The following is a 16,648-nucleotide window of genomic DNA, read 5'->3' as shown; positions in this document are numbered from 1 at the left end:
TTCGGGGGCTTTTTTATTCTTATTACTTTCTTATTATAGTCAGCAAATAAACAGTTAGCTGTTAGCCGTTTACCTAATTACTAATGCAACTATAGGTCAACCAATACGGTTATAGACCAACTAAGACTGTTATAAGCTAACCATCAGCATCTTTTTCTGATGATCCAAGTACTCTTCATAAGTACCTTGGAAGCTCACTAATTGTTGGTCTTTTACATCAATGATGTGTGTTGCTAGCGAAGAAACGAACTCACGGTCATGGCTTACAAAGATAAGCGTCCCCGTGTAAACCTTCAATGCGTCGTTCAGGGCTTGGATTGCTTCCATGTCCATGTGGTTCGTTGGTTCGTCCATCACAAGCACGTTGATGTCTTGCATCATTAGCTTGCCGAATAACAGACGGTTCTTCTCTCCACCAGAACAGTTACGCGCTTTCTTGTTCGCATCATCAGCAGTAAACAATAGACGACCTAGAATACCACGTACCATAAGGTCATCGTGCTTCACTGTACGCCATTGTGAGATCCAATCGAAGATACTCAGATCGTTATCAAAGTCAGACGTGCTATCTTGTGGGCAGTAGCCTACTGATGCGTTTTCAGACCATTTAACGATACCTTCGTTTTGTTCTAGCTCTTGAACTAGGCATTTCAATAGTGTTGTTTTACCCACACCGTTCTCACCGATAACGGCAAGACGAGTACCCGCTTCAAGTAGCAAGTTACCACCAGCAAACAGTGTTTCGCCATCGAAGCCGTGACCAAGCTCTTTAAGTTCAAGTGCTTGACGGTGCAGTTTCTTACCTTCACCAAAATCAATAGATGGGCTCATACGGCTCGATGATTTCACTTCATCAAGCGTGATTTTGTCCATTTTCTTAGCACGTGAACTTGCTTGCTTTGCTTTAGATGCGTTAGCACCAAAACGGTTTACGAAATCTTGAAGCTCGCTGATCTCAGCCGCTTTCTTAGCATTGCTCGCTAGAAGTTGATCTCGAATCAAACCCGACGCTTCTAAGAAGTACTCGTAGTTACCCGGGTAAACACGTAGCTCGCCGTAGTCGATATCTGCCATATGTGTACATACAGAGTTAAGGAAGTGTCTATCGTGCGAAATGATGATCATTGTACATTTACGCTGGTTTAGCTCTTCAGCAAGCCAGTTAATCGTGTGAATGTCCAAGTTGTTGGTTGGTTCATCAAGAAGCAGGATATCTGGGTTTGCAAACAGTGCCTGTGCCAATAGCACGCGCAATTTCCAACCCGGAGCAACTTGTTGCATTAGGCCGAAATGAAACTCTTCTTCGATACCCGCTTGAATTAGGATATCACCAGCACGGCTTTCTGCTGTGTAGCCATCCATTTCCGCGAATTCACTTTCAAGCTCAGCGACTTTCATACCATCGTCTTCGCTCATTTCTGGCAAAGAGTAAATACGGTCACGTTCTTGTTTTACTTCCCACAGTTTTTTGTCACCCATGATTACTACATCGATAACGCTGTACTGTTCAAAAGCGAACTGATCTTGGCTTAGCACACCCAGTTTTTCTCCAGGAGTGATCGAAACGTTGCCCGAGCTTGGCGTCAATGCGCCACTTAGGATTTTCATGAACGTTGATTTTCCGCAACCATTGGCGCCGATCAAACCATAACGGTTTCCGTTACCAAATTTAGCAGAGATGTTTTCAAACAGCGGCTCTGCGCCAAATTGCATTGTGATGTTCGCGGTAGATATCAAAGAACTAATTCCTAAGCGTGTACTGACAGATAATTATTTGGCTATTTCAATTAGCCAAAATAAGAAGTACGAAAGTATGGATTAAACATAAAACGAAGCGCGGATTATATAGAGATCAGGATCACATTGTCGAGGTTAAACAGTGAACGAATGAAGAACAACGCACAATAAAGTGTATTTCGTCGTTTATTACATCATAAAAAGAAAAAATCCCCACTAATTCCATTAGTAGGGATTTCATTTCTCATCAATAAAAGCATCAGACTCTAATTCGAATAAATACCGATTGACGCTATTTAGTTACTTTTTTCTGAACGTATTTTTGACCAACATCGACAACGGCAACATCTCTAAAGAAGCTTCTCCCCAACAGAATTGGGAAAGAAAGATGCGTTCGATCTGCTAGCGTAAATTCAGTCTTATCTTTTAGATCGCCGATTTGAATTGAAGCGACAACAACAGCACGTCGTTGTGTACCTTCCGCGCTCGACTGCTTGATCTTAACCCAACGCTCTACCGGCAAGCTGATCTCTTCAGTTGTGATGCCGTCATGTTCAATTTTGAACTTAACCCAATCTTTACCGTCACGTTCGAAGTCAACAATATCAACGGCACTGATTGATGATGTTGTTGCACCTGTATCAACTCGTGCTTTAAACGCTTCTTTAAGACCAGGAACAAACACCCACTCCTCTTCGCCAAGAATCAGTTTGCCATCACTTGTCTTGGTTGGTTTTGCAGTCGGTTTTTGTTCAGGCTTTGGTTTCGCTTCTGGTTCCGTTGGTTTTACTTCTTCAGGCTTCTCTGTAGGTTCCGTTACTTTTTCGCCTTCCGTTGCGTCAGTCTTAGAAGAGTCATCGACAACAGGTTGTTCTACTTGAGGCTTTTGCTCTGGCTCGACAGGAACTTCAGTAGTTGTCGAACAAGCAAACAGGCCACCACTTAGCATTAAAACTACAATCGCTTTCCAATTATACATTCAGTCACCTTCTATTTTGAAACGTTGGCTATCGCTTTAGCCACATAAGGAATATGGGATTCAGAAAGGCCTGCGATATTGATGCGTCCATCACCAACACCATAGACTCCATATTCTTCACGTAGTTGATTCATTTGAGTTTCTTTAAAGCCTAGTACACTAAACATGCCTTTATGGCTTTCGATGAAGTCAAATTGTGACGTGTTGTAAGTATTTCGCAATTCATTACATAAACTTTGGCGCAGATTTAACAAACGTTGCTGCATTTCACTCAACTCTTGTTTCCAAATCGCCGTTAGTTCTTGATTCTGAAGAATTGTTTTAACCAACGCGGCACCATGATCTGGCGGCATTGTGTAAGTTGAACGAGCCAGCGTCAGTAGCTTACCTTTAGCATTGCCTACGTGTTCGCTGTTCTTACCGATAACGATCGCGGCACCCGTTCTTTCACGGTACAAACCGAAGTTTTTCGAACATGACGTCGTAATCAACATCTCTTCTACGTTGTTCGCCATATGTTGAAGACCTTTTGCGTCTTCTTCTAGGCCATCACCAAAGCCTTGGTAGGCAATATCAACAAACGGTAAGAAACCATTCTTTTGCGATAACTTAGTAATTTCCTGCCACGCTTCAAAATCAATGTCAGCACCCGTTGGGTTATGACAGCAACCGTGAAGAAGTACCACGTCTGATGGACCCGCTTTTGAAAGGTCGGCCAACATTTTAGCCGTATCAACTTGCTTCGTTTCAGGACTGAAGTAATTGTAGTATCGAACTTTTAAGCCCGCCGCTTCCATCACCGGTTTATGGTTAACGTAGCTTGGGTTTGAAATCCAAACCGTTGTGTCTGGTTGAGAGACTTTCATCAAGTCACCCAACATGCGAAGTGCACCACTTGCACCTGGTGTTTGAATCGCAGCAACGCGACCTATTGCAGAAGTCCCTTTAAGCAACAGATCAACCATGCTCTGGTTAAACTCTTCACAGCCTGCTAGGCCAACATAAGCTTTGGTTTTCTGTGTTTCAACAACGATATCTTGAGCCTTAGAGACGGCTTTCATGATCGGTGTTTCACCTTGGTCGTTTTTGTAAACGCCAATGCCTAAGTCGACTTTATCAGTGCGAGTATCGCCGCGGTAAGCGACAGACAGAGATAGAATTGGATCTAAAGTTGGTTTTGGTAGATGTGAAAACATGAAAGTCACAACCCTTTGAAATTCAAGTATGAGTTTCACGTTAACATTATCGTAGACAAATCAGAAACATTTTTTAATAGAAGCGCTTAGTTACCATTAGTAATTAGAAGTAATCAGAGATTGGTCATTTCAAACGGATAAATAGTGCAAATTTCAAACACCTAATAACCAATTGCACAATTCAAAGCGCTGTATTTCTATGTATCTTATGCTTCTATGTGTCTTATGTTTGCATGCGCCTATAAAGATCGCTATTGGGCACTTTGTTTGAATTGTCTTGGTGTCATTCCTGACCACGCCTTAAACCGAGTGCTAAAGTTAGCGGGATTTGGATATCCGACTATCTCACCAATGTGTTGAATCGACCAATCACTCGATCTAAGTAGCCGTGCAGCGTATTCCATTCTCATACGCATGATATGAGTCATAGGGCTGTGCGAGTAATAGCGCTGACACAAACGATGGAAGTGTGGCTCTGAGCACGGGAATAAGCTCGCGAGTTCATGAACGTTCCATTCTTTATGGAGCTGCTTTTGTACATTATCGAAAACGCGTCTTAAGCGGATCAAATTGCGCGACTGTTGCTGAGGCACTGGCGCATTAATCATGAACTCTATTTGGGCTACACTGTGAATCGCAATCGCTCCACCCAAATCGATGGGTAAGGCAATACTTCTCAACAACGTATGAATGCACGACGAGACGACTTCTGCCGCCGGAGACAGCGTATAACTCACTTCATCACTGACGACATTTTCCCATTGTTTATTAGGCGATAGAAAGATCCATGCGATCTGCCATGTTTCTTCTTCAATACCAAAACCGTTCTCAACGCCTGCAGGAACAGTAATGCAAGAGCCTGGTTCTAGAATGTAGCGACACCCTTCGCTTTCGAGCCATCCCTTACCTCTCACGGTATACAGCAACATGTGTTTTTGTTGGTTCTTACGATACACCGAAAAGAAGTCTCGACACGACGCCGTGCCACATTGAACGATACCGAGCTCTTCAAATGCCAAAACATGGCTTTGATCGACAAACTCTTGGTGCGTCTTTTCAGAGATCTCATACCTTTCTTGTTTATCACTCATATCACTGCTAACTCATTCTATTGGCCAACTTATCAAAGTGGATAGTTTGGCAAAAGTTTGTGATGAGTCTGAAGAATACAGCGAAAACAAATGCCGATAAACTTCTCGCATAATCACTACCGGGGAAATGCGATGCTCTCGACATATCGTCATTTGGACAAAGAGTTTTGGCAAAAACTATTACACATTGGTTTACCTGTCTCACTGCAAACCATGTTGTTTTCATTACTAGGCGTGGTCGATATTTTTATGGTCAACCAGCTTGGTGATTCTGCAACCGCCGCTGTTGGTGTTGGCAACCGTATCTTCTTCTTCAACTTGATCATGGTATCGGGGATTAGCGGAGCTGTGAGCGTGCTAGCTTCGCAATATTTTGGTGCCGGTGATTTCAACGGAATTCGACGTACACTAGCGCAATCATGGGCACTTTCGATCTTTGCCATCATTCCCTTTGTGTTCATCTATACATTGGCTCCTGAATCAGTCGTGTCTGTGGTGGCCTCAGACCCTGATTACGTCCGCTTGGCAACGGATTACCTTTGGATAACAGGAGCCAGCCTTATTGGTACCGCTGTAGTTGTGCCGCTAGAGAGTGCACTTCGCTCTGTGGGCGAAGCCAAGCTCCCCACCAAAATCAGTATCTGGGCAATCATCGTCAATGCAATTCTCAATGCCCTATTGATCTTCGGCTTGTTTGGGTTTCCAGAACTGGGTGTGGTTGGTGCGGCTATTGGCACCACAGTATCTCGATTCTTTCAAACCATTGCATTGCTTGTTATGGCAAGAAAACATTACCCGCACCTATTCCCGACGTTAAGCAATTGGCGAGATGCGTTATTACCGAAGCATAGAAAGAAGTACTTTACGGTGGCTATACCTATGTTGGTTCACGACACTGCGTGGGCGGGCGGGATTCTTATTTACAACGTTATTGTTGGCCAAATGGGGGTTGGAGAACTTGCGATCATTTCCTTGCTATCGCCTGTCGAAAGCATTTTGATCTCTGCTTTTTTGGGTTTTGCGGTTGCGGCTTCCATCATTCTAGGTAACGAGATCGGTGCGAAGAACTATCAACGTGTCGAGAATACAGCTTGGGGCTATGTGTTAGTGAGTTGTGGGCTTGCTGCTTTACTAGCGTTAATGTGCTTTATCGCCAAACCCGCGATCGTATACATGATCGGTCTTACTCACTTAGAGCTCAAAGATACGGCCGTTAACGTTACCTTAGTAATGGCACTCGGTATGGTACTAAGAGTCTTCAATATGGTTGGTATAGGCGGAGTGCTAAAAAGTGGTGGAGACATCAACTACAGCATCTTCATCGACATATTCGGCCAGTGGGCCATTGGTATTCCCCTCGCCTACTTTACTGCTCTGGTGTTGGGGTGGCCGCTAGAATGGGTTTTGATGATTGTGCTGCTGGAAGAGCTAGCGAAGATAGCTTTAACTAGCCAGCGGATTCACTCTAAGAAATGGATCAACAACTTAATAGAAGAGCCAGATCAGGTCGTTGCTTGAATGGTAGTTTAAGCGAATAAACGAAAAGAACTCACACCCAAGGGCCGATTGGTTGCATTGCGCTAACCATGACGCCCTTTTTCGTTTTACGAGTGTGCTAAGCCACGACAACTGTTATATGTCAGTAAATCGATGAATGATTTGGTTTGAACTACCACGCCAATCCAACATTGGATCCGCTTTATCTTGTTCAAAGCGACCATCAATCAAAGTATCGACGTATTCAAGCACTTGCTTCTGATTTTCATCGAGTTCGTCGAGCTCGTAACCCGTCCACACCCAGATGTCTTTACCTTCACACTCTGCTTTTACACGCTGAACAAGCTGAAGCACTTCAGATACGTTTGCAGGATGCAGAGGATCACCACCAGAAAGCGACAAGCCACGACGCTTGATTCGCGGATCGTTCAGATCAGCGATAATGTGGTCTTGCAGTTCTTGAGTGAACAAGTGCCCTGAGTCCAAACTTTGCGTCGATTGGTTATAACACCCGCGACACTGGTGCACACAGCCCGACACAAACAAAGTGCAGCGTGTTCCTGGGCCGTTTACAACGTCGATTGGGTGATATTGATGGTAGTTCATAAGGCAGTATTGAAAACTCGTTATTGCTTAATAGTTTGAAGCGAAATGCTGTAAGATCTTAAATAAAAGAATTGGTATCGACATAGCGCCGATACCAATCTTGTTTCTTGAAACGTAGCTCTTCTTAGTAAGATAGCTAATGATCTTAGAGCTTACTAAAGGTGCTTCACGCGGCGTTTAACTTCTTCTTGCTTACCGAAGTTAAATGGTCGTGCATCTGGGCTACCAAGGTAACCACAAACGCGGCGCGTTACCGACACTTTGGTTGAGTCATGGTTACCACACTTAGGACACGTAAAGCCTTTACTTGTACAGTCGAACTCACCATTGTAGCCACATTCGTAGCACTCATCAATTGGCGTGTTGGTGCCGTAGTAAGGAACACGTGTGTAGCTGTAGTCCCATACGTTTTCTAGCGCTTCGATGTTCTTCTGCATGTTCGGGAATTCGCCGTAACAGATGAAACCACCGCTAGAGATTTCTGGATAAGGCATCTCGAAATCGATCTTGTCGTATGGGTTCACTTTCTTCTGTACGTCTAAGTGGAAGCTGTTTGTGTAGTAGCCACGGTCAGTTACACCATCAATTACACCAAACTCTTTGGTATCGATGCTGCAGAAACGGCTGCATAGGTTTTCACTTGGTGTGCCGTATAAGCTGAACGCGTAACCTGTCTCTTTTGTCCAAGATTCCACTTCACGCTTCATGTACTCCACCAGCTCAAGCGCTTTAGCACGCATTTCGCCATCGTCATACAGGTGAACGTCTGTGCCGTAAAGTGCTGTCATCGCTTCATGGATGCCAATGTAACCAAGAGAAACAGATGCACGGCCATTCTTGAAGATATCGGCAATAGAATCGTCTGCTTTCAAACGAACGCCACAAGCGCCTTCCATGTATAGGATTGGCGCAACACGCGCTTTCACGTTTTCTAGACGAGAAATACGAGTTTCTAGAGCGCGACGAGCTAGCTTCAATTTTTCATCAAGCAGTTCGTAGAACTTAGCCATATCTTGTTTTGCGTTAATAGCAATACGTGGCAAGTTCAAGCTAACAACACCTAAGTTGTTACGGCCTTCATGAATCAACTCACCGTTTTCTTCGTAAGTATTCAAGAAGCTACGGCAGCCCATAGGCGTTTTAAATGACCCTGTCACTTCTACCACTTTGTCGTAGTTAAGAATGTCTGGGTACATACGCTTAGATGCACACTCAAGCGCTAATTGCTTGATATCGTAGTTTGGATCTTGCTTCTGGTGGTTCAAACCATCTTTGATTGCAAAGACCAGTTTAGGGAACACGGCTGTTTTGCGGTTCTTACCCAAACCTGCGATGCGGTTTTTCAAGATAGATTGCTGGATAAGTTTTGAACCCCAGCTTTCACCAAGACCGAAACCAAACGTGACGAATGGTGTTTGTCCGTTAGCCGTGTGTAGCGTGTTTACTTCGTATTCCAAAGACTGGAAAGCGTCGTAACACTCTTTCTCTGTACGAGATATAGCAAAAGCTTCTGGGCTGTGAATGTCCCATTCTTTCGCTAGTGATAGGTGTTTCTCGTAACTCGCCATTACGTACGGTTCTAGAACCTCGTCGATACGGTTAATCGTTGTACCGCCGTATATGTGGCTTGCCACTTGCGCGATGATCTGTGCAGTTACCGCTGTCGCCGTAGAGATCGATTTAGGTGTGTCGATTTCCGCGTTACCCATCTTGAAGCCATGCGTTAACATGCCTTTAAGATCGATAAGCATACAGTTAAACATTGGGAAGAACGGTGCGTAGTCTAAATCGTGATAGTGAATGTCACCACACTCGTGAGCTTGTACGATATCACGCGGCAAAATGTGAGTTTTTGCATAATGCTTAGCCACGATACCCGCTAGCAAATCACGCTGAGTTGGGATAACTTTGCCATCTTTGTTGGCATTCTCATTGATCAGATCAACATTGCTTTCTTCGATCAGACCTTCGATCTCGCGAGTTAAAGCGCTTTGCTTTTCACGTGCGATGTCACGGTCATGACGATATTCAATGTAGGCACGAGCAAGAGACTTGTATGGTCCCTGCATTAGCTCGTTCTCGACCATGGTTTGAATTTCAGAGATATGAACTTCATCGTAGTCTTCGAGCTTCAACTCAACTGCTAATGCCACATTCAGAGCATAAATAGCAATTTCCTTATCGGTTTTGTCTGATGCTGCTTCCACTGCAGCTTGGATGCGATCTCTACTGAATGGAGCTCTTGAGCCATCACGCTTGATTACGATTGATTTCACCACTTCTCCTTACTCTTGAGGTATTCACAGACTTATCCACAAACACACTATAGAGCGATTTATCGTTTAACTAACACTAGATATTGTGGCGTATTTAACGAGAACCACCAACATTGAGTATTGATTTGGATCAATAAAATAGGCACGCCGAACAAGATAAATCCAATATTATTACGTGAGATCTCAAGTCGAAAAGAAACAATGTAACAATAAAAAAACTGCTAAAAAGAGTTGAATTTTCGGTAAGTGTTGTAGGATAACGGCTCAACTATATTGCACACCAAAATTAGGGATATTTGGGATGAAACGACTTCAAAACTGGATAATGTTAGGCTGCTTGCTCAGTAGCCAAGCATTTGGCGAACCTTTAACCATATCCAGTTGGAATATCGAATGGTTATCAACCAATGAGGCTGTGAATAAGTTTTCTGACCAACGTGATCAAGCGGATTTCGATAAGCTCGAACAGTATTTCCAATCCTTAAATTCGGATGTGGTGGCTTTCCAAGAAGTCGATGACATCAATGCCATTCAGCGCATCGCAGGTGATCAATACAAGATATTGATGTCTGACCGAGCATTACCAGAAAACAGCAACCATCAGTTCAAAGAAGTAAACCAATACACAGGCTTCGCGGTTCGTAAAGGAATCATACTCACCGACTACGCTGACTTTCCTCTCGAATCGGGCGCTAACAGCAAGCTTAGATTTGCCAGTTATATGGTTGTGAAAACGGATACAAAACCAATTCACATGTTGTCTGTGCATTTAAAGGCGGGTTGCAGCGGCGCGTATAAATCTAACCGTGACTGTTCAAGGCTCAAAGACCAAGCGCAACAACTTAATAAATGGATACAGCAAAGAGAACGCCAAGGTCAGGATTACGCAATATTAGGCGATTTCAACCATAACCTTTCTTACTCAAGAGATTGGATGTGGAAAGACTTAACTCAAAATGCCGATGCTCAGTTGGCGACAAGAAAAACTCGAGCAGATTGTAAGGTACGCTCTAACCGCAATAACCATCGCACACACCAGTTCCGTTCTGTGATTGATCATATTGTAGTGAGCAAATCCTTAGATGCCTCTCCTGCTAAACAGAAGGTCTTTGAAACACAAGATGTGCTTGATTACAAACTTAGCGACCATTGCCCAGTTTCAACGACTATTAAATAGTAGATTTTAGATAACGGCAGATCATAGCTAACGGTAGATATAGAAAGAGGCTGACTGGCTTTTTTGCTAAAAGCGAGTCAACCTCTATGCTTGGTCAGCTCAGAACGAATAACGTCAAAGCCAATGTAATCAGCGATAAGCTTGCTACTAACAGGTTTTGTTCGTACGACCCGCCAACCACATTCCCACCAGCATGCTTAAGACGAACAGCCATACCGTTGGGTTACCTCCACTAAGGCTGGTTACTGCAGGGCCCGGGCAAAAGCCTGCAATCCCCCAGCCTAAACCAAAAGCAGTTGAACCTAAGATCAACTTTCTATCTATTAGTGGATTATTACTGCTATCTAAAGGTTCGCCATTGACGGCTTGAGCGCGCTTTTTAATGACCAAGTGATAAAACGGAGCGAAGACCAATAACGCGCCACCCATGACGAATGCCAAGCTAATGTCCCAGTCGCCAGCAATATCTAAAAACCCAAGTACTTTGTTCGGGTCAACCATGCCTGAAATGATCATACCTGAGCCAAAAAGAATACCTGCGACCAAACCGATAACGATAGTAAGTGAAGAGTTTTTCATTACGCCCCCAAACCGATCAAGTTCTTAGCCAACACAGTTACGATTGCCACACCCATGAATACACAAGTAGCGATGATTGAGCGCTTGGACAAACGAGCCATCCCCACAATGCCATGGCCGCTAGTACAGCCATTCGCCATCTTGGTACCGAAGCCCACCAATAATCCGGCTATGATAACCACTGCGAAGTTGATCTCTTCTAATTGCGGAAGTTGGTAGCCTGTTGGAATCAATAACCAGCCGCTCACGACCATTCCGACAACAAAAGCAAGTCGCCAATGTTTTTCGGTTTTTTCTGTATCCGTGTCTTTGCTTTCTTTGTTGCTAGTCCCAACTGGTAATAAACGGCTGACAATGCCACTAATACCTGCTACTCGTCCTATTCCTAACATAAGAATAATTGCCGACGCGCCTAACAACATGCCACCGAACAATGCATCCCAAGGTATTAAACTCATCACTGACCTCTCTCATAACGTCGATTAACTCATCATCCTCAATTTAAATTAGAGTTTACTAATAAATATAAATTAGTCAATGCTAATGTATTGCTAGAATGTTTCGGTTTGTAAGTCTGAAATTAATAAGCGTCCTGCATGAAAAAAGCCCCTAGGCGTTAACCTAAGGGCTTATTATTTGATTCGGTTTATTGTGTCAGTTACTTAGTCTTGTTCTTTTCAGCTATCCACTGCGACATATACTTGGTGCTCGCCATGCTGTGGTGCTTAAGCATCGAACCAAAGAAGTTATCCAGTCGATGAGATTCAAGATCGGACTCTAACGCCGTTAATCGCTCAATCAATGTGTCGCCGAGTTGATTCTGCTCGTAGTGCGCTTCAAGGATTGAATGACATTGGCTTTGTGCTTTAAGCCACTTCTCTTCATCTTTGTATAAACCGACAGCTTGTTCAACAAACTCGTCGATATCATCAGCCACTGCGCCCGGCCATTGCAATTCTCCTTGTGGTAACATGCCTTCGCTGCCGATTTCACTCGTCACGTTCGGAGTTTGTAACTTCATCGCATCAAGCAACTTGCCTTTAATGCCCGCGCCAAATCGGAGTGGTGCAACACACACACGAGCTTGCTCCATCACTTCTTGAGCGTCTTTCGCCCAACCTTTGATATGGAAACCGGTTTTAGGGTTGTGCAAAGCCGTTGCTTTCGGCGGCGGATAAGATCCATAAATATGAAGTTCGGATTCAGGTAACTGCTTGCGAATCTTCGGCCAAATCTTCTGTAACTGAAGCACAGCATCCCAGTTCGGTGCGTGTCTAAAGTTACCTATCGTCATGAAATGCTTACGTTCTTCAAAGCTTTTCGTGCTTTCAGGAAGTGTATTAAGATCAACCATGAACGGCAAATGATGAAGCAGTTTTGGATCGATATTGAACTCAGATTGAAGCAGATCCATCTCGTAGCTTGAAATGATCAACGAAAGATCACAGCGTAAGATTGCGGCAATTTCACGTTTCGCTAAGTCACTGTACAAATGCGCTTTGGTCAGTTCAGCCTCTTTCTTAACCGCTTCATGGCGCGCGTTACGTAGGAACTGTAAGTCTTCGGTATCCAGTAATTTAAAGGCATTCGGACATACTTTCTCGACACGCCAACCAAACTGCTCTTCCATCATGAAACGGTCAAACATCACGACATCGGGTTGCAGCTCTTCGATGTACAGGTCAAAGCTATCGCAATTTAACTGTATAGATTGGCTCGTGATGCCCTCTTCAGAGAGATCGATCATGTGCTCGGTTTCTTGAGCTGGCGTTGCAAATTCAACGGACCAACCTTGTCTCTTGAACAGGCGTAAAAGAGACATCATATGGCTGCCAGCCGCCGATGAATTCGGTTCTGGCCAAACGTAGCCAATTGCTAAAACTTTCTTCAAAACACTTCCTAAGAAATAACAAAAGGGACGAGATCAGTCCCTAATTAAACGAGCACTATGGTGGTCGATTTATATCATGGGGCGAATCCGACTTAAAAGGCGAACTCGTACCATACTCCGCTACTCACTTTCTGAGTTAGGACGCGTTTTACAGTGTAAAATGGCTCTTTCTAGAAGCTCCAAAGCAGATTTATCCGCTTCTGGAAGCTTCGCATCCGATTGACCTAACGGTTCAACACGACTGCCCCACTTAATATGGCCAGCACCCCAAGTTAAACCTGCACCAAATGCCGCAAGCAAGATGTTAGAGTTAGGTTTAACGAAGCCTTGCTCTAATGATTCACACAGTGCAATTGGCACAGTAGCTGCCGACGTGTTGCCGTAGTTTTGGATGTTAACAAACGCTTTCTCGCGCTCAATACCCGCCATATCACACAAAGTTTGGATGATTCGGATGTTAGCTTGGTGCGGAATCACAACATCGATATTGTCGGTTGAGATGCCAGTACGGCTTAATACTGTGTGTGCAGCAGCGCCCATGCCTTTCACTGCACGCTTGAAGATTTCTTTACCTACGAAATCAAAGTCCCAGTAACCGTTATCTGCAGCAAAGCGGTCCATAGAAGTACCGAATTTGGGTACCGCTAGAATGTCACGGCCTTCTGCGTCACAACCGATTTGCGCTTCTTGTAAGCCAACCTGCTCTTCAGTGCGAGATAGAACCACAGCACCTGCGCCGTCACCAAATAGAACCGCAGTATCACGCTTGGTCCAGTCGATGAAGAATGACAAGCGTTCTGCACCCACTACGATAGCATTACGGTAGTTGCCTGCTTGAATCAGTCGAGTCGCCGTTTCAACGCCGTAGATGAACCCTGTACACGCTGCGTTAAGGTCGAAAGCCGCTGCGCTCTTGATGCCTAGGTTCTGTTGAACTTTAGACGCAGTATTTGGAATAAGGGAGTCTGGGCTGCACGTCGCGATGATCACGAGGTCGATATCTTCGGCAGTAAGACCAGCACACGCCATTGCGTGTTGAGCAGCAACAGTCGCTAACTCAGAGGTATTTACATGACTGATACGACGGTTTTCGATACCAGTTCGAGTTCTAATCCACTCGTCAGACGTATCAATGAAAGTGCTTAGATCATCATTGGACAACACGGCTGGTGGCAGACACTTTCCCCAGCCCGTAATCTCGGCGTAAAATTTTGTCATCATTTACCTATTTATTGTTTGTTTTTATTTAAGTATCGTATTCTAGTTTTAAACAGTATAAGCGCTCCGTGCGTGATTCGTAAATCGCGTTAGACACGGAGTTACAATAAAAAGAGAAAGTTATGTCTACATTCAACACACGTTGCCCTTCTTGTAATGGCGTAAACCGAGTTCCTTCAGAAAGAATTTCAGAAAGCCCAACCTGCGGTAAATGCAAAACAGCATTGCTCGATGGCGCTCCTATCGAGGGAACGTCACTTAATTTCCAATCTATTTTGAATAGTTCACAGCCAGTGGTTGTCGATTTCTGGGCAACATGGTGTAACCCATGTGTTGGCTTTGCGCCAGTGTTCAGTGACGTTGCTAAAGAGCGTTCGGGAGATGTTCGATTCGTTAAGATTGATACTGAAGCTCAGCAACAGCTTGCCGCGATGTACCAAATCAGAAGTATTCCCACGGTGATGGTGTTTAAAGATGGCAAACGTGTCGATACGATTAACGGTGCGTTACCAAAAGGCCAATTTGATCAGTGGCTTAATCAAGCTCTAACTAAATAACACCATTGTTTAAGCTATTGGTTAAGCGATTAAATTAACTTTTGCTTTATTCTAAGTAAGCACACAAAAATAGGTTAGAGAGTCTTATCAAATCAAGACTATCTAACCTACTGTTTTATTTGTGGTTATCACTTAACTTCTTGAATTAAACCACAGCTTCGCCTTTCGCTCGAATACTAGATTCTTGCTTATCTAGCCCGTATTCCTCTTTGATTTGATCTGCGACTTTTTCAGCAATCATAATGGTTGGCGCGTTGGTGTTTGCCCCAATCAATGTCGGCATCACAGAAGCATCAATGACTCTCAAGTTATTCAACCCATAGACTTTAAGATCGTTATCCACCACGGCTAATGAATCACTGTTAGGGCCCATTTTACAGGTCCCAACTGGGTGATACTGAGTGTCTGCACGGTTGCGAATATCTTGCTCGATAGCCTCGTCATCACTGGCGTCCACTGGGTAGAAAGCATTACCACGGATGTCGTCAAACGCCGAACTCTCTAACATTTGATACTGCTTCTTCCAGCCCTTAATCATTATCTCCATATCTTCAGGATGACTGAAAAACGCAGGATCGATCTTAGGCGGATCATAAGGATCATTACTATTGAGCGTTACGCTGCCGTTGCTTTTCGGACGCAACAAGGTGACATGAGACGTAAAACCATGACTGGTATGGATTTTTCTTGCATGGTCATCGACAACAGCGACCACAAATACAAACTCTAAATCCGGCACCGCGATATGATCTTCGGAACAAAGAAAACCTATCCCCTCTGCAAAATTACTGCTCATCTTGCCACGGCGTTCTTTGTGCCATAGCGGCAGAGCTTTGGTCATTTCAGAGGCCATTTGTAGCGAGATACCAAAAGTTTCACGCTTTTCACTGCACTTGTACGAATGCACCAAGTCGATATGGTCTTGGAGGTTCTTGCCCACTCCAGGCAACTCATGAACCTGCTCGATGTCATGCGCCTCCAAATCGTCTTTAGCACCGACACCAGACAGTAATAACAACTGGGGAGAACCAAATGCACCAGCAGATAGAATCACCTCTTTGTTACATTGGATCTGATAACGCTTGCCATTCGAGCCGTATTCAACACCTACCGCTTTCTTCTCCTCAAACAAGACCTTATGCGTGGTTGCCTTGGTCACGACCGTAAGATTTGGTCTCGAAAGGTTTGGCGTTAAGTAAGCCTTGGCAGCACTGCACCGTTCGCCATTCAACTGGGTTACCTGCGTCGGCATCGCCCCAAACTGAGCAGCACCGTTGATGTCTTCATTACGGGGAACCCCTATCGACTCACACGCCGTTAAGTAACGTTCCAACATCGGACTTGGCGATCGAAGGTTAGTGACGTTCAGAGGGCCACCTTGGCCGTGATACTCATCTTGGTGAACTTCGTTATTTTCGGCTTTCTTAAAGTAAGGCAGACACGATTCATAACTCCAACCTGCATTACCCAAACTTTCCCAAGTGTCGTAGTCGTAACGGTGCCCACGAGCGTACATCATCGCATTGATAGAACTGGACCCACCAAGTGTCTTACCTCTTGGTTGATAACCTTTACGACCATTCAAACCCGGCTGTTCAACGGTCTCAAAGGCCCAGTTGTTTAGCTTAGTTGGCATCATCGCGGCTATACCTACGGGTGTATGAATTAATGGGCTTGTGTCTTTACCACCTGCTTCCAATAGGCAAACCGTGACATTGGGATCTTCAGACAGCCTTGCAGCCATTACACATCCTGCCGAGCCCCCGCCAACAACAATAAAATCATAACTATCCATTTGCCTATCTCCATTGGGTGTAACTCTCGTTTACGCTATTGCCGTCATT

At 44.4% G+C, this 16,648-nt stretch carries 14 protein-coding genes; 3 read left to right on the top strand and 11 right to left on the bottom strand.

The annotated features are described in order from the left end of the window. Nucleotides 1–129: 129 nt before the first annotated feature. The 4 genes from AB4513_RS23705 to AB4513_RS23690 form a co-directional block, all read right to left on the bottom strand. Nucleotides 130–1,737, bottom strand: a complete 1,608-nt coding sequence (locus tag AB4513_RS23705; protein WP_080518033.1) for an ABC-F family ATPase — start codon at nt 1,735–1,737, stop codon at nt 130–132. A 292-nt stretch (nt 1,738–2,029) separates the two neighbouring features. After that, complete coding sequence (locus AB4513_RS23700; RefSeq protein WP_102258009.1) at nt 2,030–2,716, bottom strand: RimK/LysX family protein; 687 nt, start codon at nt 2,714–2,716, stop codon at nt 2,030–2,032. Nucleotides 2,717–2,727: 11 nt separating this feature from the next. Beyond that, nucleotides 2,728–3,912 carry an amino acid aminotransferase gene (locus AB4513_RS23695; RefSeq protein WP_102258008.1) on the bottom strand — a complete coding sequence of 395 codons (1,185 nt, stop codon included), beginning with the start codon at nt 3,910–3,912 and terminating at the stop codon, nt 2,728–2,730. Nucleotides 3,913–4,163: 251 nt separating this feature from the next. Beyond that, complete coding sequence (locus tag AB4513_RS23690) at nt 4,164–5,003, bottom strand: AraC family transcriptional regulator (protein ID WP_102258007.1); 840 nt, start codon at nt 5,001–5,003, stop codon at nt 4,164–4,166. 90 nt (nt 5,004–5,093) lie between these two features. On the opposite strand from AB4513_RS23690, the gene AB4513_RS23685 reads away from it, so the two are divergent. Continuing rightward, a complete protein-coding gene (locus AB4513_RS23685) occupies nt 5,094–6,521 on the top strand; it encodes an MATE family efflux transporter (RefSeq protein ID WP_032555048.1) in 1,428 nt (475 codons plus the stop codon). Between the two features lie 114 nt (nt 6,522–6,635). Here AB4513_RS23685 and nrdG read toward each other — a convergent pair whose 3' ends face one another. Further along, a complete protein-coding gene (gene nrdG, locus AB4513_RS23680) occupies nt 6,636–7,106 on the bottom strand; it encodes an anaerobic ribonucleoside-triphosphate reductase-activating protein (RefSeq protein WP_009845339.1) in 471 nt (156 codons plus the stop codon). A 155-nt stretch (nt 7,107–7,261) separates the two neighbouring features. Continuing rightward, nucleotides 7,262–9,382 (bottom strand): anaerobic ribonucleoside-triphosphate reductase, encoded by a 2,121-nt coding sequence (gene nrdD, locus AB4513_RS23675; RefSeq protein ID WP_009845338.1) that lies wholly within the window; start codon nt 9,380–9,382, stop codon nt 7,262–7,264. Between the two features lie 301 nt (nt 9,383–9,683). Here nrdD and AB4513_RS23670 point away from each other — a divergent pair, with 301 nt between their 5' ends. Next, the gene (locus tag AB4513_RS23670) at nt 9,684–10,559 is read left to right on the top strand and encodes an endonuclease/exonuclease/phosphatase family protein (RefSeq protein ID WP_102258006.1); all 876 of its coding nucleotides are present in this window, start codon (nt 9,684–9,686) and stop codon (nt 10,557–10,559) included. 147 nt (nt 10,560–10,706) lie between these two features. Here the strand turns inward: AB4513_RS23670 and AB4513_RS23665 are convergent, their stop codons facing one another. From AB4513_RS23665 to AB4513_RS23650, 4 genes are all read right to left on the bottom strand, one after another. After that, nucleotides 10,707–11,138: a YeeE/YedE family protein gene (locus AB4513_RS23665; protein ID WP_009845336.1), complete on the bottom strand. Its 432-nt coding sequence runs from the start codon at nt 11,136–11,138 to the stop codon at nt 10,707–10,709. Continuing rightward, entirely contained in the window at nt 11,138–11,596 is a 459-nt protein-coding gene (locus AB4513_RS23660; RefSeq protein WP_102258005.1) for a YeeE/YedE family protein, read from the bottom strand. The genes AB4513_RS23665 and AB4513_RS23660 overlap by 1 nt, the downstream gene beginning before the upstream one ends. Nucleotides 11,597–11,796: 200 nt before the next feature. Beyond that, nucleotides 11,797–13,029, bottom strand: coding sequence for a glycosyltransferase (locus AB4513_RS23655; RefSeq protein ID WP_102258004.1), 1,233 nt, complete (start codon nt 13,027–13,029; stop codon nt 11,797–11,799). Nucleotides 13,030–13,149: 120 nt separating this feature from the next. Then, the gene (locus tag AB4513_RS23650) at nt 13,150–14,247 is read right to left on the bottom strand and encodes a ketoacyl-ACP synthase III (RefSeq protein WP_102258003.1); all 1,098 of its coding nucleotides are present in this window, start codon (nt 14,245–14,247) and stop codon (nt 13,150–13,152) included. Between the two features lie 122 nt (nt 14,248–14,369). Between AB4513_RS23650 and trxC the strand changes: the two genes are divergently transcribed. Then, nucleotides 14,370–14,804 (top strand): thioredoxin TrxC, encoded by a 435-nt coding sequence (gene trxC, locus AB4513_RS23645; protein ID WP_004731082.1) that lies wholly within the window; start codon nt 14,370–14,372, stop codon nt 14,802–14,804. 145 nt (nt 14,805–14,949) lie between these two features. Here trxC and AB4513_RS23640 read toward each other — a convergent pair whose 3' ends face one another. Next, on the bottom strand, nt 14,950–16,599 hold the full coding sequence (locus AB4513_RS23640; protein ID WP_102258002.1) for a GMC family oxidoreductase: 1,650 nt from the start codon (nt 16,597–16,599) through the stop codon (nt 14,950–14,952). Nucleotides 16,600–16,648: the final 49 nt, after the last annotated feature.

Source organism: Vibrio sp. 10N.222.54.E6 (assembly GCF_041473955.1).
Lineage (GTDB): Bacteria > Pseudomonadota > Gammaproteobacteria > Enterobacterales > Vibrionaceae > Vibrio > Vibrio tasmaniensis_A.
Note: the sequence above shows the minus strand (reverse complement) of the source record. Positions and strands in the feature narration are given on the sequence as shown.